This window comes from Ferrovibrio sp. GW821-FHT12E11, from assembly GCF_058806975.1.
This window is the reverse complement of record NZ_JBXAQG010000002.1, coordinates 238,678-261,065: the sequence shown is the minus strand read 5'-3', so window position 1 is coordinate 261,065 and position 22,388 is coordinate 238,678. Positions and strand designations below refer to the sequence as shown.

Genomic DNA, 22,388 nt, shown 5'->3' with positions numbered 1-22,388 from the left:
TGCCCGGCCGGTTGCGATGTCCCATCCTGTCGCCCAAGCAGTTCCAGCGGAGCCCACCCGATGATCGACCTGTACTACTGGCCCACCCCGAACGGCCACAAGATCACCCTGTTTCTCGAAGAAGCCGGCATCGACTACACGATCAAGCCGGTCGCCATCGGCAAGGGCGAGCAGTTCAAGCCCGAGTTCCTGAAGATCAGCCCGAACAACCGCATGCCGGCGATCGTCGATCACCAGCCCGCCGATGGCGGTGAGCCGATCAGCGTGTTCGAGAGCGGGGCGATCCTGCTCTACCTCGCCGACAAGTACAAAAAGTTCATCCCGCAGGACCTGCGCGGCCGCATCAGTTGCACCGAATGGATTATGTGGCAGATGGGCGGGCTGGGCCCCATGTGCGGCCAGAACCATCATTTCAGCCAGTACGCGCCCGAGAAAATCGACTATGCGATCAACCGCTATGTCAACGAGACCAACCGGCTCTACGGCGTGCTGAACAAGCGGCTGGAAGGCCGCGCCTTCATCTGCGGTGACGCCTACACGATTGCCGACATGATGAGCTATCCCTGGATCGTGCCCTACGAGCGCCAGAGCCAGAAGCTGGAGGATTTCCCCAACCTGAAGCGCTGGTTCGACAGCATCTGGGCGCGCCCGGCCACCAAGGTCGCCTACGAAAAGGGCAAGCCGATCAACCAGGGCATCCCGGTGATGACCGACGAGGCCAAGAAGGTGCTGTTCGGCCAGACCGCCAGCGTGGTGAAGGGGTAGCAAGTTTTTAGTCGTCATCCCCGCGGAAGCGGGGATCCAGAGCCATAGGCTCAGGCTGTTGCCCTGGGTTCCCGCTTTCGCGGGAACGACGATGGAAGAATGGAGTGAATTGAGAGTGCCAACGATTCATATCGCCGAAAGTGATGAGCAGATTGCCGCCTGTTTCCCTGTGCTGCATGAGTTGCGGCCGCATCTGAAGGACGCCGCCGAGCTGGTGCGCCGCGTGAAGGCGCAGCAGCCCGAAGGTTATGTGCTGGCGTATTCCACGGACGCCGACGGCACGCCGGCCGGCTGCATGGGCTTCCGCCGTCAGACCCGGCTGGTGCATGGCAGGGTGATCTATGTCGACGATCTGGTGACACTGTCCGGGGCGCGGTCGGGCGGCCATGGCAAGGCGCTGATCGCCTGGCTGGAAGCGCTGGCCAAGCGGGAAGGGATCGCGGCCATCGATCTCGACAGCGGTACCCAGCGCGTGGATGCGCATCGGTTTTACCTGCGCGAACGGTTCGCCATTACTGCGTTTCATTTTCTGAAAAGGATTGCACCGTGATCGATCTTTACACCTGGGGCACGCCGAACGGCCGCAAGATCTCCGTCATGCTGGAAGAGACCGGCCTGACGTACCAGGCCTTTCCGATCAACATCAGCAAGGACGAACAGTTCGCGCCGGATTTCCTCAAGGTGAATCCGAACAACAAGATTCCGGCCATCGTCGATCACGAGCCGCCGGCGGCTTACGGCAAGGATCCGGTCAGCGTGTTCGAGTCCGGCGCCATCCTGATCTATCTGGCCGAGAAGAGCGGCAAGTTCCTGCCCTCTGATGCCAAGGCGCGCATGCAGGTGCTGCAGTGGCTGATGTGGCAGATGGGTGGCTTCGGCCCGATGCCGGGCCAGCTGCATCACTTTGGCCGCTTTGCGAAAGAGAAGATTCCCTACGCCATCGAGCGCTTCACCACCGAGACCGCGCGGCTCTACAAGGTGATGGACGGCCAGCTGGCGAAGAACGAGTACATCGCCGGCAAGGAGCTGACGATTGCCGATATGGCGATCCTGCCCTGGGCGGCGCGCTGGGAATGGCACAGCATCGACTGGGCGACCTATCCCAATGTGAAGCGCTGGTTCGACATGCTGATGGCGCGGCCGGGCGTGCAGCGCGGCTTCGAGGTGCCCTGACCATGGCCACCGACGCTGCGGGCATTCTGGAGAATGCCTCGGTGAAGCGGGTGCGCGAGGCGATCCGCCTGCGTGGTGGCGGCGAACGGGTGATCGCGCTGGATGGCGCGGCACGCACGGCGGCGGAAGCGGCCGCGGCGCTCGGCTGCGAGGTCGGCGCCATCGTCAAGTCGCTGGTCTTCTCTGACAACGGCAATGCGGTGATGGCGCTGGTCGCCGGCGACCGCCAGTGCGACGTCGCCCAGCTTGGCCGCGCGCTCGGACTGGCTGCCACGCCCGGCCGGGCCGATGCCGATCTGGTGCGCCGGGCCACCGGTTTCGCCATCGGCGGCGTGGCGCCCTTCGGCCATCCCGAGCAGTTGCCGATCGCGGTGGATGGCAGCTTGGCGCGGTTTCCGCTGCTGCATGCCGCCGCCGGCCATCCTTACGCCGTATTCCCGTTATCCTATGAGGAGTTGCTGGAATGGACCGGGGGCATCGCCGCTCCCGATCTGGCGAGGACTTGAGCGTTGACAGCCCACCCCCGGCCCCTTAGAACAGCCCCCGCATACACTGTGTTAATACCCACTCACGTGCGGAGGGGTGGCCGAGTGGCTGAAGGCAGTGGTTTGCTAAATCACCGTACGATGTCAAGTCGTACCGCGGGTTCGAATCCCGCCCCCTCCGCCATTTCTCTTTTCGTCTTTGCGTCATGAAACCGACGCGCCGCCAGCTGCTGCTGACCGGCGCGGCCGCGGCCCTGCTGCCGCGCGCCAGTTTCGCGGCTGCCGAGCCGGTGCAGATCACGGCTTCGCTGAAGCCGCAGACCCTGCCGGGTGCGGTCGGACCGTCCGATCTCTGGCTCTACAACGAAGCCTTTCCGCTGATCCTGCGCACGAAGCGCGGCGAGCCGTTCCGGGCCAAGTTCACCAACCGCCTGAACGAGCACAGCACCATCCACTGGCATGGCGTGCGCGTGCCTTACAACATGGATGGCGTGCCGTATTTCACCCAGGACCCGGTGAAGCCGGGCGAGGGCTTCGACTACGCCTTCACGCCGCCCGATCCCGGCACCTTCTTCTTCCATCCGCATTGCAACACCGCCGAGGCCATGGGCCGTGGCTTGGCTGGCGTGCTGATCGTGGAAGATCCGCGCGACCAGGGCCTGTTCGATGCCGAGCATGTGCTGGTGCTGAAAGACTGGCGCGTTCGCCACGACGGCAGCTTTGAGGACTTCGTCACCGATGCAGGCGCCGGGCGCGCTGGCAGCTTCGGCGACCTGCGCACCGTGAACGGCCAGGTGACGCCGACGCTGACCGTGCAGCCGGGTGCACGCGTGCGGCTGCGCATCCTCAATGTCGATCCGACCCGTATCCCGATGCTGAGCCTGCGTGGCGTCAATGGTGCGCAGGTGATCGCCACCGATGGCAATGCCTGCGAGCCTTTCGCGCTCAACGGCTGGCGCCTCGGTCCGGCCCAGCGCGCCGATGTCGGCTTCATCGCCTCCGACAAGGCGGGCACTGAAATCGTGCTGGAGGATGTGTTCAGCACCAAGCCGCGACCGCTGGCCAGGATCATCACCGCCGGCAGCCCGTTGCGCAGCACGAAAGCCAGCCTGCGCCTGCCGGCCGCGGATCTGCCGCAACCTGATCTGAAAAATGCGACCAAGCTGGATGTGCAGCTTCTGGCCGGCCATGCCGATCCGGCCATTGCGGCCTGGGCGAAGCAGACCGGCATGAGCGTCGATGATCTCTGCCTGACCCAGAAGGTGTTCTGGTCGATCAACCGCCAGTCCTGGCCGGGCTCGACCCATGAGAAGAAAGCGCCGCCGCTGTTCGAGCTGAAGAGCGGCAGAAGCTATGTGGCCGAGCTGTTCAACGGCACGCCGCACCAGCATCCGATGCATCTGCATGGTCACACGTTCAGGGTGCTCAGCTCAAGCCAGCGGGACCTGCCGGCGCACTGGGCCGATACGGTGATGGTGCGGCCGAAAGAGCGCGTGCGCATCGCCTTCGTGGCCGGCGAGCCGGGCGACTGGATGTTCCACTGTCACATCATCGAACACCAGGATACCGGCATGATGGGCTATTTCCGGGTCGCCTGACCCCGAACATTAAGCCGATTTAATCTTCCGTTCAGGTGTAGTGAAGCCGCGGCTCCCTATGTTGCAGGTGTGAGTTTCCCCTGCCTTAAGGAGCAGATCATGAAAATGACCCGTATCAAACGCACTGTCGCCGCCGTGCTGCTGGCCAGCACCGTCCTGTCGGGCGGTGGCGGCTATCTCGTCGCCCGGGCCTTTGCCGATGCCCCCATCACGCTTGCCCCGGCCGAACAGCCGATGGTCACCGCCGCCCGGCCTGGCTTTGCCGACCTGGTCGAGAAGGTGAAACCCGCCGTGGTGAATATCGCCACCACCGAGAAGGTCGATGCGAAAGCCGCCGGCCGCCAGCAGATGCAGCCCGGCTCGATGGAAGAGTTCTTCCGCCAGTTCATGGAGCAGCAGCAGCGTCGCAAGGGACCGCAGCATGCGCTCGGCTCGGGCTTCATCATCGACCCGACCGGCTACATCGTCACCAACAACCATGTCGTCGAAGACGCCGCCAAGGTGGTTGTGACCCTGGAGGACGGCAGCGAGCATGCGGCGGTGGTGAAGGGGCGCGACCCCAAGACCGACGTGGCGTTGCTGAAGATCGAGAGCAAGACGCCGCTGCCCTATGTGGCCTTCGGCGACAGCGACAAGGCGCGCATCGGCGACTGGGTGGTGGCCGTGGGCAATCCCTTCGGCCTGGGCGGCAGCGTGACCGCCGGCATCCTGTCGGCGCGCGGCCGCAACCTGAACAACGGACCCTATGACAACTTCCTGCAGATCGATGCGCCGATCAATCCGGGCAATTCCGGCGGCCCGATCTTCGATGCGACCGGCCGCGTCATCGGCATCTCGACCGCGATTTATTCGCCCAACGGCGGCAGCATTGGCATCGGGTTTGGTGTGCCGTCCAACCTGGCCCAGACCATCGTCGGCCAGTTGCAGTCCAGCGGCAAGGTGGAGCGCGGCTGGCTTGGCGTCAGCATGCAGCCGCTGACCGAACCGCTGGCCAAGGCGGTCGGCCGCAAGACCACTGATGGCGTACTGGTCAGCGAGGTGCAGGCTGATGCGCCGGCGGCCAAGGCCGGCCTGAAACAGGGCGACGTGGTCACCGCACTGAATGGCCAGCCGATCCGGGACGGCCGCGACCTCGCCACCCAGGTGGCCGGAATCAAGGCCGGGGATACGGCAAAGCTGAGCGTCTGGCGCGACGGCAAGGAGAAGGTGCTGTCTGTCACGGTCGGCGCTCAGCCGGCCGACCAGACCGCGGCCCTCAACGACGCAGGCGACCAGGAGGGCAAGGTGGGCCTGAGCCTGGCGCCGCTGACGCCGGAGCTGCGCAACCGGCTCGGCATCGAAACCGGTGCCAAGGGTGTGGTGGTGGCCGAGGTGGCCTCTGACAGCAAGGCCGAGGAAAGCGGCGTGCAGCCCGGTGACATCATCGTCGATGTGGCCGGCCGCAAGGTGGCGACCCCGGCCCAGGCGGTGGAGGCCATCAAGTCGGCCCAGCATGACAAGCGGGAAGCCGTGACCCTGCTGGTCATGCGCAACGGCACCACCTATTATCTGGCCCTGCAGCTCGCGTAAGGCCGACAGGCCGGAGCGGGATGACCGCTCCGGCTTCGTCTTTCCGGCTTCGCCATTCGCAACGCCCCATGAAAATCCTGCTCGTCGAAGACAATCCGCAGGTCGCCCAGTTCACCCGCAAGGGACTGGTCGAGGCCGGCCATACCGTCGACCACGCCGATAACGGGCGCGATGGCCTGTTCATGGCCACGACGGAAACCTACGACGCCATCATCCTCGACCGCATGCTGCCCGGCGGCATCGACGGCCTGGGGATCATCGAGGCCCTGCGCCGCACCGGCAGCGCCGTGCCGATCCTCATCCTCAGCGCGCTCGCCGATGTGGACGAGCGCATCCGCGGCCTCAAGGCCGGCGGTGATGATTACCTGACCAAACCGTTTTCCTTCGGCGAACTCGAAGCCCGGTTACTGGCGCTGATCCGGCGCTCGGGCAGCGCGGCGGAAACCGGGCTCACGGTCGGCGATCTGACCCTCGATCTGCTCAGCCGCAAGGTCACCCGTGCCGGCAAGGTGATTGTGCTCAAACCGCGCGAGTTCAAACTGCTGGAATACCTGATGCGTCATGCCGGCCAGGTGGTGACCCGTACCATGCTGCTGGAGAATGTCTGGGACTATCATTTCGATCCGCAGACCAATGTGATCGATGTGCATATCAGCAACCTGCGCCAGCGCATCGATGCCGGCTTCGACAAACCGATGCTGCAGACGATCCGCGGGGCGGGATACCGGCTGGGCGATGCTTAAATTCTTCCGTTCGACATCGATGCGGCTGGCCCTGGTTTTCGCCGCGCTGTTCGTCGCCGCTTCGATGCTGCTGGCGGGCCTGCTGTGGTGGAACACGGTGGGGTACCTGGATCGCGAAACCGATGCGGTGATCGCCGCCGATACCCGTGCCATCGGCGACCGCCTCGGCGATTTCGGCCTGCCCGGTGCCGTGCAGATGATGAACGAGCGTATTGCCGCCGATGCCGACCGCAAGGCGATCTACCTGCTGACCGACCCGCTGCTGCGGCCCATCGGCGGTAATGTCGCGGCCTGGCCGCTGAAAGTGGGGGCGGCGCCCGGCTGGTACGAGATCGAGCTGGTGCATCGCGACCGCCTGCATATGACGCGGTTGCTGCATGTGGTGCTGCCCGGCAATTTCCAGTTGCTGGTCGGCCGCGATGCCCAGGACCGCGTCGATATCCGCAACCTGTTCCTGCGCAACCTTGCCTGGGCCGGCCTGGCCATGCTGGGCTTCGCGCTGCTTGGTGGCTGGCTGATCCGCCGTACCGTGCTGCTGCGCATCGAGGGAATCAACCGCACAGCCACGGCCATTGTGCAGGGCGATCTCGGGCAAAGGATTCCGCAGCGCCATAGCGATGACGAATTCGACCAGCTGAGCGCCACCATCAACCGCATGCTCGACCAGATCCAGCAACTGGTGGAAGGCGTGCGCAATGTCTCGAACGCCATCGCCCATGACCTGCGTACACCGCTGGCCGAGGCGCGGGCCCGTCTTGAGGATCTGTTGCGCCGGCCGGGGCGGTCGGAAGTGATGCTGGATGGCATCGCCGCGTCGATTTCCGATATCGACCGGCTGATCGGCGTGTTCAACGCCCTGCTGCGACTGGCCGAGATCGACAGCGGCCTGCGCCGTGCCGGCTTCGGTCCGGTCGACCTGGCCGCGCTGATCACCGATACGGCCGAGCTTTACGCACCTGCAGCAGAGGCGCGCGCGCTGGAGTTTTCCTTCAGCGCCCCCGAGGACCTGACCGTCACCGGCGACCGCCTGCTGCTGTCGCAGGCGGTCAGCAACCTGCTCGACAATGCCGTGAAATACACGCGACCCGGCGGTCATGTCGGGTTGCTGGCCATGGCCGCCGCCGATGGTGGTGTTCTGATCCGCGTGACCGATACCGGCCCAGGTATCCCGGCGGGCGATCTGGCCAAGGTGCGGCAGCGCTTCTATCGCGGCGATTCCAGCCGCCATGCCGAAGGCGTCGGGCTGGGCCTCAGCCTGGTCGATGCCGTGGCCCGGCTGCATGGCGGCGAACTGCGATTGGAAGGGGGCAATCCGGGCCTGCATGCCACCTTGGCACTGCCGGCTTCGGCTTGATAGGATTGCGCCATGGCACAGGATCACGACCACCATCATCACCACGATCATGATCACGACCACGACCATGAGCACGGCACCGTGCTCAGCGATGTGGAGCTGCGCGTCCGTGCGCTGGAAAGCGTGCTGGTCGAGAAGGGCTATGTCGATCCGGCCGCGCTGGATCTGCTGATCGAGACCTATGAAACCAAGGTCGGCCCCCATAATGGCGCCCATGTGGTGGCGAAGGCCTGGAGCGATCCGGCCTATCGCGACTGGCTGCTGAAGGATGCATCGGCGGCGATTCAGTCGCTCGGCTATATCGGCCGCCAGGGCGAGCATATGGTGGCGGTCGAGAATACGGCGACGACCCATAACATGGTCGTCTGCACGCTCTGCTCCTGCTATCCGTGGCCGGTGCTGGGCCTGCCGCCGGTCTGGTACAAATCCGCGCCCTATCGCTCGCGTGCGGTGATCGATCCGCGCGGTGTGCTGAAGGATTTCGGCGTCACCCTGCCCGAGACGAAGCAGATCAAGGTCTGGGACTCCACGGCGGAGGTGCGCTACCTCGTGCTGCCCGAACGGCCGCAGGGCACCGAAGGCTGGAACGAGCAGCAGCTTGCCGCGCTGGTGACGCGCGACAGCATGATCGGCACCGGCCTGGCAAAGGCAGCATCATGAACGGTCCAAGCAAAGGATATGCGCCGTGAACGGCGCGGCGGACATGGGCGGCGTCATGGGCTTCGGTCCGGTGCGCCATGAAGGTGAAGACGAGCCGAAATTCCATGCCGCATGGGAGAAGCGCGTGCTGGCGCTGACTCTGGCGGTTGGGGCCACGGGACAGTGGAATATCGACATGTCGCGGTCGGCGCGCGAGAGTCTACCGCCACCGCAGTATCTGGCGAAGAGCTATTACGAGATCTGGCTGGCCGGCATCGAAAAGCTGATGATCGAGCGTGGCATGCTCTCGGCCGAGGAAATCGAGGCCGGCCGCGTGCTGGCACCGCCGAAGCAACTGCCACGAATCCTGACCGCCGATGTTGTGCCGATGGTGCTCGCCAAGGGCGGCCCGACCGAGCGGCCGAGCGATCAGCCGGCGCGGTTCAGTGTCGGCGACCGCGTGCGGGCCGTGAACATGCATCCTTCGGGTCACACGCGTCTGCCGCGCTATGTGCGCGGCCATGTCGGCACGGTGGAGCTGCTGCATGGCGTGCATGTCTTCCCCGACAGCAATGCGAAGGGTGAGGGCGAGCAGCCGCAATGGCTCTACACCGTGCGCTTCGCCGCCACCGAACTCTGGGGGCCGGACGGCGACCCGCATCATTCGGTCTCTGTCGATGCCTGGGACAGTTATCTGGAGCCGGCATGAGCAGCCTGGCGGAGCTGTTGCCCGATCTGCCCTGCGACGATAACGCCGCACCGGTCTTCCGCGCGCCCTGGGAGGCACAGGCCTTCGCCATGGCGGTGGCGCTGCACCAGAAGGGCCTGTTCACCTGGCCGGAATGGGCGGCGGTGCTGACCGAAGAAATCCGTCGCGCGCAGGCCGCCGGCGATCCCGATACCGGCGTGACCTATTACCGCCACTGGCTGAATGCGCTGGAGCGCCTGACGGTGGAGAAGGGGGCCGCGACTCCGGCAGCGCTGCATGAAAAGGCTCAGGCCTGGGACCGCGCGGCGAAAGCCACGCCGCATGGTCAGCCGATCAGTCTTCCTTAGCGGGCGGCAGGGGCGGCAGGGGCCGCTTCGCCACCTCGTCGGCTTCCTTTGGCGCCACACCCAGGCCGCGCAGAATGGAGGCGGCGGTGGCCGAGACATGGGATTTGCCCGCCTGGCCGCGCAGGATACTGTTGATCGCGGCATAGTTGGTGCCGGTGATCAGGTCCATGGCGGCATCCTTGCTGGCCACATGGAAGCGCTTCTGTTTGATGCCAAGCATCAGGTCGGCATAGACGTAAGGCCGGATTTGCGTGTCCCAGACCGGCGAGGCCACGGCGATGGACATCATGAAGCGGGCCAGTTCCGGCTGTTCGATCGCCAGCATCATGTAGTGGCGACCGCCGATCGCCATGCGTTCGGCGGCATCGGTGATATGGCCGTAGCTGGTATCGATTCGCTCGCAGTAATCGATACCAACCGCCACGGCGCCGGCTTCGACGATCTCTTCCTTGGTCTGGAAGTAGTTGTAGAAGGTGCCGTTGGCGACCCCGGCGACGGAGGCGATTTCCTGGATGCTGGCGGCCTCTACCCCCTTGGCGGCAAAGACTTTTACCGCCGCGCCAAGCAGCAGGCGGCGGGTGCGTTCGCGCTTGGATGTAACGGCGGCCGGTTTTTTACGTGTTGACAAACTGAGACTTCCCTCATAATTGAGGCAACTCTCAAATTGAGAATTGTCTCAATTGAAAGTTTTGCACGACTTCAGTTCCGAGGGAAGCATGTCATCTGTCGCTCTCACCCTGGCCTACCTGGTTTTCGAGGTGCGCGATCTCGCACGCTGGCGCAGTTTCCTGCCGCAGATGCTGGGCTGCCAGCCGGCCGGCACGGTGGATGGTGCCGAGGCCTGGCGCATCGACGGTGCGGCCTATCGGCTGCTGCTGCGGCAGGGGCCTGCCGATGACCTGGTTGCACTCGGCTGGGCAACCGCTGATATGGAAACTCTGGCAACGCGGCTGGCTGGCCATGGCGTGGCGGTCGAGACGTTCGCAGCCGGCATCCGCTTTCGTGACCCCATGGGACTGGCCAACGAAGTCGTGGCCGACCTGTCGCAGGCTGGTAGTGCCTATGCCTCGCCGGTGATGCCGGGCGGTTTTCAGACCGGCCATCTCGGCCTCGGCCATGCCGTGCTGGCGGTCGGTCGTCGGGCCGAAGAGATGGAGCGTTTCTATACCGAAGCCTTCGGCCTGCGGGTCACCGAACGGATCGACACGAAGATCGGTCCGATCAAGGTGGATGGCGTCTTCCTCCATGCCAACCGGCGGCATCATTCGCTGGCGCTGATTGCGGTTCCGAGCCGCAAGCGGCTGCTGCATTTCATGCTGCAGGCCAACCAGTTGAAGGACGTCGGCCTGGCGCTGGAACGGGCACAGGAAGCCGGCGTGGCGATCAGCCTGAGTCTTGGCCAACATCCCGATCCGGATGGCACGGTATCTTTCTATGCGCAGACGCCGTCGGGTTTCGACTACGAGATCGGCGCCGGCACGCGCGAGATCGATCCGGCCACCCATCAGGTCGAGATCAAGACTAGGACCAGCGACTGGGGCCACAAGCCGAGCCTGCGCATGCAGTTGCGCGGCGCGCTGGATATCCTGGCTGACAAGTTTGGCTGGAAGGCAGCCTGAGCCATGCGCAAGGTTTTCAAGATCGCCCTGTGGACCGGCGGTGTGCTGGCTGGCGTCGTGGTCGCTGCAGGGCTGTTCGCCCAGTTCGGCAGCGCGCACAAGATGAATCGTGTGATTGCCGTCAGCGTGGCGCCGGTGGCGGTTCCTGCGGACGACACGGCGCTGACGCGCGGCAAGTATCTATTTGATTCGCGCGGTTGCACCGACTGCCATGGCCGCGATGGTGCCGGTAAAGTGTTTATCGACGATGGTGCGTTGCTGGTGCGCGGCCCGAACCTGACATCGGGTAAGGCCGGCATTGCATCAGGCTATGGCGATATCGACTGGGTACGCAGCATCCGTCACGGTGTCGGGCCCGCTGGTCGTCCGCTGCTGATCATGCCCAGCGAGGATTACAATCGTCTGAGCGATGCCGATATGGGCGCCATGATCGCCTATCTCCGCAGCTTGCCGCCGGTGGATGGCGTGCCGGGCGACGTGCGCCTGCCGCTGCCGGTGCGTTTTGCCTATGCCGTCGGTATCGTCAGGGACGCGGCCGAGAAGATCGACCACAGCCTGCCGCCGGCGCAGCCGGCGCCGGCCGGAGAGATCATCGCGCAGGGTGCCTATGCGGCGCAGATGTGCATGGGCTGTCACGGCGTGAACCTGACCGGCGGCAAGATTCCCGGTGGTCCGCCAGACTGGCCGGCCGCGGCGAATCTCACGCCGGTCAAGGGGGGCGCCATGCAGCGTTACAAGGATGCTCCCATGTTTGCAGCGATGATCCGCAGCGGCCTGCGGCCGGACGGCACGGCGATCAAGGTGATGCCCTTCGACTCCCTGAAGGAACTCGACGATGGCGAGATCGCGGCGATGTATGCGTATCTCGCCAGTCTGGCCCCAAAAGGAAAATAACGGGCCGGCAAATAGTCAGAGCGCGGCGGGCAGCGGCACGCCCAGCTTTTCGGCCCAGGGCTTGAGGCTCGGCATGATCTCGGGATGCAGGGCCACGCCATCGGCCTGCTGCTGACGGCGCAGTTTCAGCCCGCGCTCGCCCGGCATGCGCACCGGCGGGTTGCCGGGTTTGACTGGCGCCGTGCGGCAGGCCTCGGCCAGCCATGTGGTCTCGGTGGTGAAGGCGTCGAGGCCGCCGAAGGCTGCCGGGTCGATCACCTGGACGAAGACACGGGCGCCCCACTGCTTGGAACCGGTGGCACGACCAGAGCCAGCAAGGCTTGAGGTCAGCATCTCGACCAGCAGGCCGAGCGCGAAGCCCTTGTGGCCGAGGTCCATGCCGCCGAGCGGCAGCACGGCGCCGGGCGGATCAGCGGTGAAGCTGGCCGGATCGTCGGTGGCGTTGCCCTGGTTGTCGACCAGCCAGGGTCCGCCGAGCTTCGCGCCTTTGCCCTGGCGGTTCAGCCGCGCCACCATGCCATTTGTGGTGGTCGAGGCGCTGATGTCGAAGATCACCGGCTCGCCGCCGTTTACCGGCCAGCCGCCGGCGATCGGGTTGGGCGTGTAGCGTCCGGCGATGGCACCGAAGGGCGCGACCGAGCCACTGGCCGGATCGGAACTGGCGATGAGCAGCGCCATGCCCTGTTCGATCACGCGCAGCGGATAAGCGGCGAGGCAGGCGATGTGGTGCGAATGGTTGATCACCACCGTGCCGGTGCCATGAGTCTTCGCCTTGGTGATAGCGGCATTGATGGCCTGCAGAACCAGCCAGGGGCCGGGCAGATAGCGACCATCCCAGGTCAGCGTCGCCGGGCGTTCGGCGATCACGGTCGGTGCACCGCTTTTTGTCATGCGGCCGGCTTCGAGTTCGGCCAGATACGGCCCGAGCAGCTGCAGTCCATGGGTGCTGTGGCCCATCAGATCGCCCTCGACCAGAATCTGTGCCGTGGTCTGCGCTTTATCGGTTTCCAGGCCAGCCTTCGTCAGGACTGTGATGGCGAAGGTGGTCAGCGCGGCGGCGGAATGGCGGTCGGTCATGGCTGCCTCAAAAAGAAACGGCGCGCCGATATGGCGCGCCGCGGGATTGGAAAGACGGGCGATCAGCCCAGAGCGGCCTGCACGGCGCGCTTGGCGATCACGCCGACCAGATGGGCGCGATAGGCGGCCGAGGCATGGATGTCGCTGTTCATCGCGCCAGCATCGGTCTTGATGCCCTTCAGGGCATCGGCGCTGAAGGATTTTGCCAGCGCCGCTTCCATCTCCTTGTGACGGAAGACGCAGGGACCGGCGCCGTTGATGGCGACGCGGATGCCGCCAGCCGTCTCTGCGACGAAAGCACCGACCATGACATAGCGCGAGGCCGGGTTGGGGAATTTCACATAGCCGGCGCGTTTCGGGATCGGGAATTCCACCTTGGTGATGATCTCGCCGTCCTCGAGCGCGGTCTCGAACAGGCCCTTGAAGTAATCGTCGGCCGCGATCTTGCGCTTGCTGGTATGGATCGTGGCACCGAGGCCGAGCACGGCGCCGGGGTAATCCGCGGCCGGATCGTTGTTGGCCAGCGAACCGCCGATGGTGCCCATGTTGCGCACCTGCGGATCGCCGATGCCAGCCGCGAGCGCGGACAAAGCGGGGATGGCTTTCTTCACCTCGGCCGAGGCGGCCACAGCGGCATGCTTGACGGTCGCGCCGATGGTGACGCTGTTGCCCGACACGCTGATACCACCCAGTTCGGCGATGCCGGTCAGATCGACCAGATCGGACGGCTGCGCCAGCCGGTTTTTCAGCGTCGGCAGCAGGGTCTGACCGCCAGCCAGAAACTTGCCGTCGTCGGCGCTACCGAGCAGCTTGGCAGCATCGGCGAGCGAGGTCGGGCGGTGATAGTTGAACGCATACATGGGGGCTTCTCCGTCTTTAAGCTTTATTCGGCCGCATCGGCCAGTTTGCGGCTCTGGATCACCTGCCAGACCTTCAGCGGCGTTGCCGGCATCGTGATCTCCTCGGTGCCGAGCGCATCGGTGATGGCATTCATCAGCGCTGCCGGCGCGGCAATCGCACCGGCTTCGCCACAACCCTTCACGCCCAGGGGATTATGCGGGCAGGGGGTCTGGATCATGCCGATCTTGTAGGAAGGCAGGTTGTCGGCGCGTGGCATGCAGTAGTCGTTGAAGGAGGCCGTGAGCAGCTGGCCGCTCTTCGGGTCATAGACCACGCCTTCCAACATGGCCTGACCGACACCCTGCGCGATGCCGCCGTGGACCTGACCCTCGACGATCATCGGGTTGATGACATTGCCGAAGTCATCGACTGCGACCCAGTTGGCGATGGTGGTGACGCCGGTCTCACTGTCGATCTCGACCTCGGCGATATGCACGCCGGCCGGGAAGGTGAAGTTGGCCGGATCGTAGAAGGCGCTGGCCTCCAGACCCGGTTCCAGATCGGCCGGATAGTTGTGCGGCACGTAAGCCGTGAAGGCCACCTGCGCCATCGGCACCTGCTTGTCGGTGCCCTTCACCGAGAAGACGCCCTTGTCATAGGCAACATCCTCGACGGACGCTTCCATCAGATGGGCGGCAATCTTCTTGCCTTTCTCCACGATCTTGTCGACAGCGCGAATGATGGCGGAACCGCCAACAGCCAGCGAACGCGAACCATAGGTGCCCATGCCCATCGGCACCAGCGCGGTGTCGCCGTGTACGACCTCGATGCTCTCCATCGGTACGCCGAGCTTGTCGGAGACGATCTGGGCGAAGGTGGTCTCGTGGCCCTGACCATGACTGTGCGAGCCGGTGTAGACGAAGACGCTGCCGGTGGCGTTGAAGCGGATCTGAGCCGACTCCCAAAGGCCGACACCGGCGCCAAGGGAGCCGACCACGGCCGACGGCGCAATGCCGCAGGCCTCGATATAGGCGCAGAGTCCGAAGCCACGCAGTTTGCCTTGCTTGACAGACTCCGCCTTGCGTTTGGCGAAACCGGCCTGATCGGCCATCTGCAGCGCCTTGTCCAGCGCCTTGCCATACTGGCCGCTGTCATACACGCAGGCGACCGGCGTCTGATACGGGAAGGCATCGTCGGGGACAAAGTTGCGGCGGCGCAGTTCGGCCGGATCCATTTTCAGCTCGCGCGCGGCAGCTTCGACAATGCGCTCGACCACATAGGTGGCTTCCGGGCGGCCGGCGCCGCGATAGGCATCGACCGGCGTGGTGTTGGTGAAAACGGCCTTCACTTCAGCGTAGATCGCCGGCGTGGTGTACTGGCCGGCGAGCAGCAGGGCGTAGAGATAGGTCGGCACGGCCGAGGCGAAGGTGGACAGATACGCGCCCATATTCGCCATGGTGGCGACGCGGAGGCCGAGGAATTTGCCGTCCTTGTCCATGGCCAGTTCGGCATGGGTGACGTGATCGCGGCCATGAGCATCGGTGAGGAAGGCCTCGGTGCGGTCCGAGGTCCATTTCACCGGCTTCTTAAGCTTGCGCGCGGCCCAGACGCAGACGGTTTCTTCGGCATAGTTGAAGATTTTCGAACCGAAGCCGCCCCCCACATCGGGGGCGATCACGCGCACCTTATGCTCAGGCAGGCCAAGCACGAAGGCACAGAGGATCAGCCGGATGACATGCGGATTCTGCGAGGTGGTGTAGACCGTGGTGCTGTCGGTGCCGGCATCGTATTCGCCAATGGCGCTGCGTGGCTCCATAGGATTGGGCGACAGGCGGTTGTTCAGCAGTTCGATCTTGGTGACATGGGCGGCCTTGGCGAAAGCAGCCTCGGTGGCGGCCTTGTCGCCGAAATCCCAGTCGTAGCAGAGGTTGCCGGGCGCATCGCCATGCACCTGCGGCGCTCCGGGCTTCAGTGCGCTGACCACATCGACCACCGGCGCTAGAACGTCGTAGTCGACCTCGATCATCTCGGCCGCGTCGCGCGCCTGCGACTGGCTGCGGGCGATCACCACCGCGACCTGATCGCCGACATGGCGGACATGCTCGATGGCAATGATGTCGTGGCGCGGCGCCTTGTGCGGATCGCCTTTCTTGTCCTTGACTGTCCAGCCGCAGATCAGGCCGCCGACCTTGTCGGCCGCCACATCCTGACCGGTATAGACCGCCACGACGCCGGGCATTTTCTTGGCCGTGGTTGTGTCGATGGATTTGATTTTCGCGAAGGCGTGCGGCGAACGCAGAAAGGATGCGTATAACTGACCAGGGCGGTTGATATCGTCGGTGTAATGTCCCTGACCCGTGATGAAGCGGAAATCTTCCTTACGACGGACGGACTGACCAATACCCTGGTTTGTCATGACGCTTACCCCCGCATTGCCTGTGCCCCGGCCATCACGGCCTTGACGATGTTGTGGTAGCCCGTGCAGCGGCAGAGGTTGCCCTCAAGCTCGTGTCGCACAGTCTCTTCGCTCGGGTTCGGATTGCGCTGAACCAGATCGACGGCGCTCATAATCATGCCCGGCGTGCAGAAACCGCATTGCAGGGCATGGTTTTCACGGAAGGCTTCCTGCATCGGATGCAGTTTGCCGTCCTGGGCCAGCCCCTCGATGGTGGTGACCTTGGCGCCCTGCGCTTGTGCGGCCAGGATGGTGCAGGATTTCACGCTCTTGCCGTCGACATGGACGACGCAGGCCCCGCACTGGCTGGTATCGCAGCCGACATGCGTGCCGGTCAGTTCAAGATGCTCGCGCAGGAACTGCACCAGCAATGTACGGGGTTCGATATCGCGTGTTGCCGGCTGGCCGTTGACGGTGATCGTCACGGAGATGGTCATATTTTTCCTCCCATGGAGCGCGGAGAAGTGTTGGGGCATATCGCGCGCTTCACCCGGATAACTTTGGGCGCAACGCGCAAGTGGCGTCAAGTTGCAAAAACGATGGTGATCAGCTTCGCAGGACCAGAGCTGTTGCTGCGCATACGACGACGATCAGGCCGCCGATCCAGATCCAGCTCGGTATCCCGCCGGTTACTGCGGTATCCGGTTGCGGTGCAACAGATGGTGCCGACTGTGTCGGCGGTGTTGCAGGGGCAGCAGCCGCGGTTTCCGATGCTGCAGCAACACCGGGCGCGGCGACAAGCTGATTGAACTTGGTGAAAAACTCGTCAGCCATCTTGGCTGCCACGCCATCGACCAGCCGTGCGCCGATCTGGGCCAGCTTGCCGCCGATCTGGGCATTCACGCTGTAGGTCAGCCGGGTGACGCCGGGTTCGGCATCCGTCAGTTCCACCTTGGCGCCACCCTTGCCGAAGCCGGCCGCCACGCCACCCTGGGCTTCGCCCACGATGGTGCAACTATTCGGCGGGTCGAGGTCGGTGAGGGATACCTTGCCCTTGAACCGGGCCTTCACCGGCCCGACCTTGACCTGGACACTGGCCTCGAAATCCGTGTCCGAGGTTTTTGTGACGGTTTCGCAGCCGGTGATGCACTGGCGCAGCACCTCGGGGTCGTAAAGGGCATTCCAGACGGTTTGGCGGGGGGCGGGGATCAGTTGTTCGCCGGTCAGTTCCATGACGGGACTCCAAAATCACAAGAATATGCTGGGGCAAATCGATTCACGACCTGTTAAGCTTAGCCGCCTAGCTTGCGCATAACTAGGTTCAGGTCTGATCGAGGTAAGGGGATGGTCCCCGCGACACGCTCCGGTATCGATGTGAGTTTCTGGCTGCTTGAACGGGCGGCATCGGAACGCATCACCATGTCCCTGCCGAAACTGCGCTGGTTGCTGTATCTGGCACAGGCGCATTACGCCATTGCTCGCGAAGGCGCCAAGCTGATGCCCGCGACCTTCCTGGTCGGCGATGACGGCCCCCTGGAGCCGACGCTGGAACTGGTTTTCCAGGCCGGCATCGAGAATCCCTGGACGCCCACACTGAGCGAAACCGCGGAAGCCTTCCTGGATGCGTTCTGGAAGCGGTTCGGTATCCTGCCCGCCGTTGCACTGCACAAGCTGGTGGTCGGCGACCCGGCCTGGCGCAAGGCGCAGGAGAACGGCCCGGGCAGCGAAATCGCGGTGGAGAACCACCGCAGCGCCGCCAAGGCTGCTGCGACACGGCTCCCGTCCATGCCTTCGGCAGGTCGGCGCGAACAGCCCGTCGAGCTGCCCCCCTTCGAGGAGGCGGTTCAGGCCAAGATCGCCGAGCATTCCTTTGGCGCTGCCCAGCATCCGCTGGCCAAGGCCATGCGGGGCCAGCCGGTCAAGGGGCCTGCCGCGCCGGCAGGCGGCCGGACGGCCTCGGTGCAGGAAGCGGCCAATCACCTGCGCGCCGCACCGCCGGACAGTCAGGAAGTTCGCTTCACGGCCGATGGCCGTTCAGTCACCCGCTGGCGTCCGAAACGTCGTGTGGAAGGCCCCACAATCTGACCCTTCATCAGACCTTGGTCTGAGGGCTAACCCTCCGCAAGCCTTGTTAGAATCGTTTTGGCAGCGCCCGTAAAAGGTGTTACGCTTTCTGGCGTAGTGGGGCTATTGAAGGGTTAATAGAGTGGATCAAGGGGGCTTCGGCGACGCCGAAATCGTCAAGATTTCTGGCAAGGTCAAGTGGTTCAACGCAGTCAAGGGCTTTGGTTTCGTCAGTCCTGACGACAACTCTGGCAACGCTGGCGACGTATTTCTGCATCTCTCCTGCCTGCGGCAGGCCGGTTACGAAAGCATCGAAGAAGGCTCGACCCTGCTCTTGGAAGTCGCGAAGCGGCCCAAGGGTATGCAGGCAGTCCGCGTGCTCTCGGTCGACACCAGTACAGCAGCGCCGTCTCCGGCCGGCGGTGGCTTTGGCGATCGTGGTGCGCGTCCGCCGCGTCCGGCCCGCTTCGGCGATGATCGCGGCGGCTTTGGTGGTGGCGACCGGTTCGGCGGCGGGGATCGCTTCGGTGACCGCGGCCCCCGCGGCGGTTTCGGCCAGGACCGCGGCGGCTTTGGCGCCGACCGTGGCGGCCCGCGTTTCCCCTCGGTGGTTGCCCAGGGTGATTTCTTCGAAGCCAAGGTGAAGTGGTTCAATGCCGTGAAGGGCTATGGCTTCGTCTCGCGCGGCGAAGGCGACCAGGACATCTTCGTGCATATGGAAGTGCTGCGCCGCGAAGGCATCAACGAATTGCAGCCGGGCCAGTCGGTCCGCATCCGTGTCGGCCAGGGCCCCAAGGGGCCGCAGGTTGCCGAAATCCGCATGGATTGATTTCCCCGATATCCGGGGCATGAAACGCCGGCGCAGCCCTCTGCGCCGGCGTTTTCCGTTTCAGCATGTATCGTGGTGTATCGGCCGGTTTTCGGATGCGTAATCGGTATCATGCTGATGTTTTGTATCTTTGCTGACCGGCGGTTGCGCCTCGTCGTCGGGATAGAAGTTCAGGATCAACAGCATATCGACCGTTGCCCCATCCCTGGCCAACGGAAAATAAACCCGCTCGCTGTCGATAAAATCCCGGTCTTCATAAGGCATGGGGAAACGGTCATAGACGGCCTGGCTATGCATCACAGCCGCAGTCATATTGGCGCGAATACGGTCTACGAACGCGGGAACAACGGCTTCTTCGAGGTATTTTCCGCTGATTTCGCGGCCGGCTGCCGTTGTCTGCAATGTGCCCATCAGGCGATAGCGGAACCGCAAGATGCCATCTTCAGTTCGCTCAACATCGACAAGATTGACGAATGGCAGGATGGCGCGCATGGCAACGGGGTCGATATGCTGTCGTCCCGGTAAGAGGCCTGGCGGTGCCATCCGATCAAGGTAGTCTCGCATCCAACTAAAACGTGAATGCAATTGGGCGTAATTCGGATGCTGCATTCTGCTTCCTCCCCTCGCCGTAGAACCGACAGTAGCATAGGAGGCGGTGAGGCGCATCAAACATTGGCGAGACACTATGCCAGCCGGATCAGCGCAGCTCCACGGCATAGCTGTCCACCGGCAGGGCTTTGGGGATGAGCCCCTGCTTGACGAGGTAGTCGGCGAAACGAGTGTAGCGATGGCCGTCCAGGGCGCGCGGCGACTGGGCAAAGCGGGGCAGGGTGGCGGTCCAGGCGCGACGGTTCAGTTCGTCATCGAGTGTCTTGTTTTCCTTGATGAAGGCCTGCCAGCTTTTCTGCGGCTCGTTATGCAGATAGGCAACGGCCTCCTCCAGCGCATCCAGCAGGCGCTTCAGGCGTGCGTCATTCAATTTGTCTTTATGCGCAACCAGGATCAGTTCGTCATAGAGCGGCACGCCGTAATCTTCCGGGTAGAAGGCGCGGCCTGGCTGGCCGGCAATGTCCATCTGGTTCAATTCGAAATTGCGGAAGGCGCCGATGGTGGCGTCAACCTTGCCGGCAAAGATTGAAGGTGACAGCGCGAAGTTCACATTGACCAGCGTGACATCGGTCAGCTTGAGACCGTATTGCTCCAGCATGCTTTTCAGCAGTGCATCCTCGAAGCCGCCGACCGAATAGCCGATCTTTTTGCCTTTGAGATCGCCGACCGTCTTGATTGGACCGTCGCGCAGCACCACCAGTGAATTCAGCGGCGTCGCCACCACGGTGCCGATGCGCCGCAGCGGCAGGCCGGCGGCCACCTGCACATGCAGCTGCGGCTGATACGAGATCGCGACATCGGCCTTGCCGGCTGCCACCAGCTTTGGTGGATCGTTCGGATCGGCCGGTGCGATCAGGTCGACCAGCAATTCATGACGATCGAAGATGCCGGTATGCTTGGCTACCACCAATGGCGCGTGATCCGGGTTGACGAACCAGTCGAGCAGCACGGTCAGCTTGTCGTGGGCAGATGCCATGCCGGGCAGCAATGCTGCGGCAAAGACGATGGCGGTGAACAGACGGGTCATCGGTTTACTCCTTCAGGACGTCGGAATGTCAGATCGGGCGTGAGTATCGGCCTGCCAAGGCAGCAGGCGTCTGGTCAGGCGGTCGACGGCGGCATAGAGCGCCACGGCGCAGAGCGCGAGCAGGATCAGGGCTGCGAACATCAGATCGGTCTGCACGCGCGCATTGGCCTGCAGCATCAGGAAACCGAGGCCGGCGCTGGCGCCGACCCATTCGCCGATCACGGCACCGATCGGGGCGACGGCCGCCGCGATCTTCAGGCCGCTGGCAAAGGCCGGCAATGCCGCCATCAGGCGGATGCGCAGCAGGATACGCCAGCGGTGCCGCGGCGCATCGCCGGTCATCACGCGCGCCAGATCGAGCCAGCCGGCTTCAGTGCGGCGCAGGCCGTCATACAGCGCCGCCGATACCGGGAAGAAGATGATCAGCATCGCCATCACGATCTTCGAGGCGATGCCATAGCCGAGCCACAACACCAGCAGCGGTGCGATGGCGAAGACGGGAATGGCCTGGCTGGCGACGACCAGCGGCAGCAGCCAGCGCCGTGCTACTGGCGAGATCATCAGACCGAGCGCCGTCGCCGCGCCAAGCAATGCGCCGAACAACAGGCCGAGCAGCATTTCGATAATGGTGATCCCGGCTTCGCCCAGCAGGACGTCACCGCGCTGCATGAAGGCCACAGCCACCTTGTGCGGCGGCGGCAGGATGTAGGGCGGTAGATCGAACAGCCAGACCACGGCCTGCCACAGCAGCAGCAGACCCAGCACGGTTATCAGAGGCCGCAGCCAGGCCGTCATGCCGTGCCCCCATTTTGCTGAAGCGCAGCATGGATGGCTCGCAGCGCCGGCAGCAGGTCGGCCGACAATGGGTCGCGAGGCTTGGGCTGTGGCAGATCGATCACGGGCTGCAGGCGCGCGGGACTGCCGGTCATCATGTAGACGCGGTCGGCCATGCGGCAGGCTTCGGCGGCGTCGTGGGTGACCAGCAGAACGGCACGCCCGGCCAGTTCGTGGCAGGCCAGATCCTGCATGGCGGTGCGAGTGATGGCATCCAGTGCAGAGAAAGGCTCGTCCATCAGCACCAGAGGACGGTTTTCCATCAGGGTGCGGGCGAGCGCTGCACGCTGGCGCATGCCGCCGGACAGTTGCGCGGGCAGGGCTGCGGCCCGTTCGGCCAGGCCCAGATGCAGCAGCAGGCGGTCGGCACGCGCTTCATCGGCGACGTCGCCGCGCAGGCGGGCGCCCAGCAGCATATTCTCGCGCAGGGTTGCCCAGGGCAGCAGCAGGTCCTGCTGGGCCATCCAGGCGACATGGCCCGTCATGGCGGTGCCGCCGGGCAGCAGGCCGGCGATCAATTTGAGCAGCGTGCTTTTGCCACAGCCGCTGGGCCCCAGGATGGCAACGGTTTCGCCGGCGGCGATCTCCAGGCTGAAGGGCGCCAACACCACTCGGCTGCCATAGGCAAAGCCTTCCCCGGCCAGTTGCAGGACAGGCTGGGCTGCAGGATGAGAATGGACGGATGGCGTCTGTACAGTCACGGCCGCTGATCCCTACGCCGGTATCAACCGGATCAGGTTCGAGGGGTCGTCCGGCTCACCCGGACCTCTCAGCCGCCCATCGGCTCCCCCTCAGAGGCAAGACCGCATTATAGGCCG

25 protein-coding genes, 1 tRNA gene and 1 riboswitch are annotated in these 22,388 nt (G+C 64.3%); of the genes, 16 read left to right on the top strand and 10 right to left on the bottom strand.

The window, feature by feature from the left end:
- Window positions 1-60 precede the first annotated feature (60 nt).
- The 12 genes from AC1ROT_RS21430 (at window position 61) to AC1ROT_RS21375 (ending at window position 9,382) form a co-directional block, all read left to right on the top strand.
- Entirely contained in the window at window positions 61-765 is a 705-nt protein-coding gene (locus AC1ROT_RS21430; protein ID WP_493001534.1) for a glutathione binding-like protein, read from the top strand.
- A gap of 115 nt (window positions 766-880) precedes the next feature.
- Complete coding sequence (locus tag AC1ROT_RS21425) at window positions 881-1,315, top strand: GNAT family N-acetyltransferase (RefSeq protein WP_493001532.1); 435 nt, start codon at window positions 881-883, stop codon at window positions 1,313-1,315.
- Window positions 1,312-1,938: a glutathione binding-like protein gene (locus AC1ROT_RS21420; protein ID WP_493001531.1), complete on the top strand. Its 627-nt coding sequence runs from the start codon at window positions 1,312-1,314 to the stop codon at window positions 1,936-1,938. The genes AC1ROT_RS21425 and AC1ROT_RS21420 overlap by 4 nt, the downstream gene beginning before the upstream one ends.
- A gap of 2 nt (window positions 1,939-1,940) precedes the next feature.
- Window positions 1,941-2,444, top strand: coding sequence for a YbaK/EbsC family protein (locus AC1ROT_RS21415; RefSeq protein WP_493001529.1), 504 nt, complete (start codon window positions 1,941-1,943; stop codon window positions 2,442-2,444).
- A gap of 70 nt (window positions 2,445-2,514) precedes the next feature.
- Window positions 2,515-2,607: transfer RNA gene (locus AC1ROT_RS21410), tRNA-Ser, on the top strand.
- A gap of 22 nt (window positions 2,608-2,629) precedes the next feature.
- Window positions 2,630-4,021, top strand: coding sequence for a multicopper oxidase family protein (locus AC1ROT_RS21405; RefSeq protein ID WP_493001527.1), 1,392 nt, complete (start codon window positions 2,630-2,632; stop codon window positions 4,019-4,021).
- 99 nt (window positions 4,022-4,120) lie between these two features.
- The gene (locus tag AC1ROT_RS21400) at window positions 4,121-5,590 is read left to right on the top strand and encodes a DegQ family serine endoprotease (protein ID WP_493001525.1); all 1,470 of its coding nucleotides are present in this window, start codon (window positions 4,121-4,123) and stop codon (window positions 5,588-5,590) included.
- Between the two features lie 68 nt (window positions 5,591-5,658).
- Entirely contained in the window at window positions 5,659-6,333 is a 675-nt protein-coding gene (locus AC1ROT_RS21395) for a response regulator transcription factor (RefSeq protein WP_492973105.1), read from the top strand.
- Window positions 6,326-7,687 (top strand): sensor histidine kinase, encoded by a 1,362-nt coding sequence (locus AC1ROT_RS21390; protein ID WP_493001524.1) that lies wholly within the window; start codon window positions 6,326-6,328, stop codon window positions 7,685-7,687. Before AC1ROT_RS21395 ends, AC1ROT_RS21390 begins: the two co-directional genes overlap by 8 nt.
- A gap of 12 nt (window positions 7,688-7,699) precedes the next feature.
- Window positions 7,700-8,347, top strand: a complete 648-nt coding sequence (gene nthA, locus AC1ROT_RS21385) for a nitrile hydratase subunit alpha (protein WP_492973103.1) — start codon at window positions 7,700-7,702, stop codon at window positions 8,345-8,347.
- A 25-nt stretch (window positions 8,348-8,372) separates the two neighbouring features.
- Complete coding sequence (gene nthB, locus AC1ROT_RS21380) at window positions 8,373-9,035, top strand: nitrile hydratase subunit beta (RefSeq protein WP_493001523.1); 663 nt, start codon at window positions 8,373-8,375, stop codon at window positions 9,033-9,035.
- Complete coding sequence (locus AC1ROT_RS21375) at window positions 9,032-9,382, top strand: nitrile hydratase accessory protein (protein ID WP_493001522.1); 351 nt, start codon at window positions 9,032-9,034, stop codon at window positions 9,380-9,382. The genes nthB and AC1ROT_RS21375 overlap by 4 nt, the downstream gene beginning before the upstream one ends.
- On the opposite strand, the gene AC1ROT_RS21370 is transcribed toward AC1ROT_RS21375, so the two are convergent.
- On the bottom strand, window positions 9,369-10,010 hold the full coding sequence (locus AC1ROT_RS21370) for a TetR/AcrR family transcriptional regulator (protein ID WP_492973100.1): 642 nt from the start codon (window positions 10,008-10,010) through the stop codon (window positions 9,369-9,371). The two genes, AC1ROT_RS21375 and AC1ROT_RS21370, sit on opposite strands and share 14 nt — an antisense overlap.
- Before the next feature lie 88 nt (window positions 10,011-10,098).
- Here AC1ROT_RS21370 and AC1ROT_RS21365 point away from each other — a divergent pair, with 88 nt between their 5' ends.
- A complete protein-coding gene (locus AC1ROT_RS21365) occupies window positions 10,099-11,001 on the top strand; it encodes a VOC family protein (protein ID WP_493001521.1) in 903 nt (300 codons plus the stop codon).
- A 3-nt stretch (window positions 11,002-11,004) separates the two neighbouring features.
- Window positions 11,005-11,895 carry a c-type cytochrome gene (locus AC1ROT_RS21360; protein ID WP_493001519.1) on the top strand — a complete coding sequence of 297 codons (891 nt, stop codon included), beginning with the start codon at window positions 11,005-11,007 and terminating at the stop codon, window positions 11,893-11,895.
- Window positions 11,896-11,910: 15 nt separating this feature from the next.
- Here the strand turns inward: AC1ROT_RS21360 and AC1ROT_RS21355 are convergent, their stop codons facing one another.
- From AC1ROT_RS21355 to AC1ROT_RS21335, 5 genes are all read right to left on the bottom strand, one after another.
- Entirely contained in the window at window positions 11,911-12,972 is a 1,062-nt protein-coding gene (locus AC1ROT_RS21355; RefSeq protein WP_492973096.1) for an Ldh family oxidoreductase, read from the bottom strand.
- A gap of 62 nt (window positions 12,973-13,034) precedes the next feature.
- Entirely contained in the window at window positions 13,035-13,832 is a 798-nt protein-coding gene (locus AC1ROT_RS21350; RefSeq protein ID WP_493001517.1) for an FAD binding domain-containing protein, read from the bottom strand.
- Between the two features lie 23 nt (window positions 13,833-13,855).
- The gene (locus tag AC1ROT_RS21345) at window positions 13,856-16,228 is read right to left on the bottom strand and encodes a xanthine dehydrogenase family protein molybdopterin-binding subunit (RefSeq protein ID WP_492973094.1); all 2,373 of its coding nucleotides are present in this window, start codon (window positions 16,226-16,228) and stop codon (window positions 13,856-13,858) included.
- A 5-nt stretch (window positions 16,229-16,233) separates the two neighbouring features.
- On the bottom strand, window positions 16,234-16,704 hold the full coding sequence (locus AC1ROT_RS21340; protein WP_493001516.1) for a (2Fe-2S)-binding protein: 471 nt from the start codon (window positions 16,702-16,704) through the stop codon (window positions 16,234-16,236).
- Between the two features lie 109 nt (window positions 16,705-16,813).
- Complete coding sequence (locus AC1ROT_RS21335) at window positions 16,814-17,440, bottom strand: SRPBCC family protein (RefSeq protein ID WP_493001515.1); 627 nt, start codon at window positions 17,438-17,440, stop codon at window positions 16,814-16,816.
- 186 nt (window positions 17,441-17,626) lie between these two features.
- Here AC1ROT_RS21335 and AC1ROT_RS21330 point away from each other — a divergent pair, with 186 nt between their 5' ends.
- Both AC1ROT_RS21330 and AC1ROT_RS21325 read left to right on the top strand, forming a co-directional pair.
- A complete protein-coding gene (locus AC1ROT_RS21330; protein WP_493001513.1) occupies window positions 17,627-18,292 on the top strand; it encodes a hypothetical protein in 666 nt (221 codons plus the stop codon).
- 121 nt (window positions 18,293-18,413) lie between these two features.
- Complete coding sequence (locus AC1ROT_RS21325) at window positions 18,414-19,100, top strand: cold-shock protein (RefSeq protein ID WP_492973089.1); 687 nt, start codon at window positions 18,414-18,416, stop codon at window positions 19,098-19,100.
- 60 nt (window positions 19,101-19,160) lie between these two features.
- Here AC1ROT_RS21325 and AC1ROT_RS21320 read toward each other — a convergent pair whose 3' ends face one another.
- The 4 genes from AC1ROT_RS21320 to AC1ROT_RS21305 form a co-directional block, all read right to left on the bottom strand.
- Window positions 19,161-19,709, bottom strand: coding sequence for a PAS domain-containing protein (locus AC1ROT_RS21320; protein WP_493001511.1), 549 nt, complete (start codon window positions 19,707-19,709; stop codon window positions 19,161-19,163).
- Between the two features lie 88 nt (window positions 19,710-19,797).
- Window positions 19,798-20,736 (bottom strand): ABC transporter substrate-binding protein, encoded by a 939-nt coding sequence (locus tag AC1ROT_RS21315; protein WP_493001510.1) that lies wholly within the window; start codon window positions 20,734-20,736, stop codon window positions 19,798-19,800.
- 12 nt (window positions 20,737-20,748) lie between these two features.
- Window positions 20,749-21,531: an ABC transporter permease gene (locus AC1ROT_RS21310; protein ID WP_493001509.1), complete on the bottom strand. Its 783-nt coding sequence runs from the start codon at window positions 21,529-21,531 to the stop codon at window positions 20,749-20,751.
- Window positions 21,528-22,271 (bottom strand): ABC transporter ATP-binding protein, encoded by a 744-nt coding sequence (locus tag AC1ROT_RS21305; RefSeq protein WP_493001507.1) that lies wholly within the window; start codon window positions 22,269-22,271, stop codon window positions 21,528-21,530. Before AC1ROT_RS21305 ends, AC1ROT_RS21310 begins: the two co-directional genes overlap by 4 nt.
- Window positions 22,264-22,371: riboswitch (TPP riboswitch) on the bottom strand. Its footprint overlaps the gene before it by 8 nt.
- Between the last annotated feature and the right edge of the window lie 17 nt (window positions 22,372-22,388).

Bases quoted from the DNA above. Each gene is read 5' to 3' on its own strand.
- AC1ROT_RS21430 (WP_493001534.1), top strand. From the start codon at position 61: ATGATCGACCTGTACTACTGGCCCACCCCGAACGGCCACAAGATCACC.
- AC1ROT_RS21415 (WP_493001529.1), top strand. From the start codon at position 1,941: ATGGCCACCGACGCTGCGGGCATTCTGGAGAATGCCTCGGTGAAGCGG.
- AC1ROT_RS21405 (WP_493001527.1), top strand. From the start codon at position 2,630: ATGAAACCGACGCGCCGCCAGCTGCTGCTGACCGGCGCGGCCGCGGCC.
- AC1ROT_RS21400 (WP_493001525.1), top strand. From the start codon at position 4,121: ATGAAAATGACCCGTATCAAACGCACTGTCGCCGCCGTGCTGCTGGCC.
- AC1ROT_RS21395 (WP_492973105.1), top strand. From the start codon at position 5,659: ATGAAAATCCTGCTCGTCGAAGACAATCCGCAGGTCGCCCAGTTCACC.
- AC1ROT_RS21390 (WP_493001524.1), top strand. From the start codon at position 6,326: ATGCTTAAATTCTTCCGTTCGACATCGATGCGGCTGGCCCTGGTTTTC.
- nthA (WP_492973103.1), top strand. From the start codon at position 7,700: ATGGCACAGGATCACGACCACCATCATCACCACGATCATGATCACGAC.
- AC1ROT_RS21375 (WP_493001522.1), top strand. From the start codon at position 9,032: ATGAGCAGCCTGGCGGAGCTGTTGCCCGATCTGCCCTGCGACGATAAC.
- AC1ROT_RS21365 (WP_493001521.1), top strand. From the start codon at position 10,099: ATGTCATCTGTCGCTCTCACCCTGGCCTACCTGGTTTTCGAGGTGCGC.
- AC1ROT_RS21360 (WP_493001519.1), top strand. From the start codon at position 11,005: ATGCGCAAGGTTTTCAAGATCGCCCTGTGGACCGGCGGTGTGCTGGCT.
- AC1ROT_RS21355 (WP_492973096.1), bottom strand. From the start codon at position 12,972: ATGACCGACCGCCATTCCGCCGCCGCGCTGACCACCTTCGCCATCACA.
- AC1ROT_RS21350 (WP_493001517.1), bottom strand. From the start codon at position 13,832: ATGTATGCGTTCAACTATCACCGCCCGACCTCGCTCGCCGATGCTGCC.
- AC1ROT_RS21345 (WP_492973094.1), bottom strand. From the start codon at position 16,228: ATGACAAACCAGGGTATTGGTCAGTCCGTCCGTCGTAAGGAAGATTTC.
- AC1ROT_RS21340 (WP_493001516.1), bottom strand. From the start codon at position 16,704: ATGACCATCTCCGTGACGATCACCGTCAACGGCCAGCCGGCAACACGC.
- AC1ROT_RS21335 (WP_493001515.1), bottom strand. From the start codon at position 17,440: ATGGAACTGACCGGCGAACAACTGATCCCCGCCCCCCGCCAAACCGTC.
- AC1ROT_RS21330 (WP_493001513.1), top strand. From the start codon at position 17,627: ATGTCCCTGCCGAAACTGCGCTGGTTGCTGTATCTGGCACAGGCGCAT.
- AC1ROT_RS21320 (WP_493001511.1), bottom strand. From the start codon at position 19,709: ATGCAGCATCCGAATTACGCCCAATTGCATTCACGTTTTAGTTGGATG.
- AC1ROT_RS21315 (WP_493001510.1), bottom strand. From the start codon at position 20,736: ATGACCCGTCTGTTCACCGCCATCGTCTTTGCCGCAGCATTGCTGCCC.
- AC1ROT_RS21310 (WP_493001509.1), bottom strand. From the start codon at position 21,531: ATGACGGCCTGGCTGCGGCCTCTGATAACCGTGCTGGGTCTGCTGCTG.